This window comes from Candidatus Hydrogenedentota bacterium (assembly GCA_035450225.1).
In the GTDB taxonomy this organism is placed as follows: domain Bacteria; phylum Hydrogenedentota; class Hydrogenedentia; order Hydrogenedentales; family SLHB01; genus DSVR01.
Genome location: DAOTMJ010000123.1, coordinates 1 through 1,056, shown reverse-complemented (window position 1 = coordinate 1,056; position 1,056 = coordinate 1). Strand labels below are relative to the sequence as shown.

Here is a 1,056-nt window from a genome sequence, read left to right as displayed (position 1 = left end):
TGCTCGTTCCTTTGGTGGCGGATGCCGTCAAGATCCCCATTGCCGCCGCGGGCGGCATCGCCGACGCCCGCGGATACCGGGCCGCTTTGGCGTTGGGCGCGCAAGGCGTGCAAATCGGAACCCGCTTCCTGGCTTCGAAGGAAAGCACCGTGTCTGAAAAATGGAAAGAAGCCGTCGTGTCTTGCCCGGACGGCGGAACGGCTTTGTTTCCCGTTCAAAAAGTGTTGATGACCCGGGCGATCGTCACGCCGTCGCTCAAAAGACTCCTCGACGACCCCGGCATCGACCTGGAGGAGGCCCTCCATTACGCCGACCGCATTCGCGCCTGGGACACAGGCGATCACGAAAACGCCATCGCCGGCGCAGGCCAAGTGGCCGCCTTGATCCACGATATCCGCTCTGTAAGCGATATCATCAAAGACATGGTTGCTTGAAATCGTTCCGACGTCAATCGACGGAAATGGACCCTTTGCGTCTGGCTCCTTCCTCGTTTGCGACTTTAATCGCCGCGACCACCGCGTCGGGCGTGACGGGAAGCAATTCATTGTGAATGGTTTCTTTCTCGGCGCAGGCGATCGACGCAATCTTGCCGATCTCCGCGTCCGTGAGCCCCGAAAGCCCCAAGTCGCCCAACGTCACGGGCAGGCCGACGGACTGACAAAACGAGTAGACCTCGTCGATGACCGCCATGGACTTGTCCGTCAAGAACAGCGAGACCAAAGTTCCGAAGGCCACTTTCTCGCCGTGATAGGATTGATGCTTTTTGTCCAAGGCGGACAGGCCGTCTTGAATGGCATGCGCCGCGGCCAGGCCCGCGCTTTCAAAACCGACACCGCTCAAAAGCGTATTGGCCTCCACCACATGCTCCAAGGCCGGTGTCACCACATGCATTTGGCAAGCCGTCTTGGCGGCGTGCCCGTACTCCAGGAGCGTTTCATAACACAGACGCGCAAGCGCCTGCGCCGTCATCGAACTGTAGGCCCGGACCATGTTTCTGGCGTGCTTGAGACGGCAGGATTCCGCCTCGAACCAGGTCGCCAGAGCGTCGCCCATGCT

General features: G+C 60.2%; 2 protein-coding genes. One reads left to right on the top strand and one right to left on the bottom strand.

The genetic code is table 11. The features are described 5' to 3' along the window. A partial coding sequence (locus P5540_20035; GenBank protein ID HRT67105.1) for a nitronate monooxygenase occupies positions 1–434 on the top strand: 434 nt, incomplete at its 5' end. 13 nt (positions 435–447) lie between these two features. On the opposite strand, the gene P5540_20030 is transcribed toward P5540_20035, so the two are convergent. Then, on the bottom strand, positions 448–1,056 hold a 609-nt coding region (locus P5540_20030), incomplete at its 5' end, for an iron-containing alcohol dehydrogenase (protein HRT67104.1).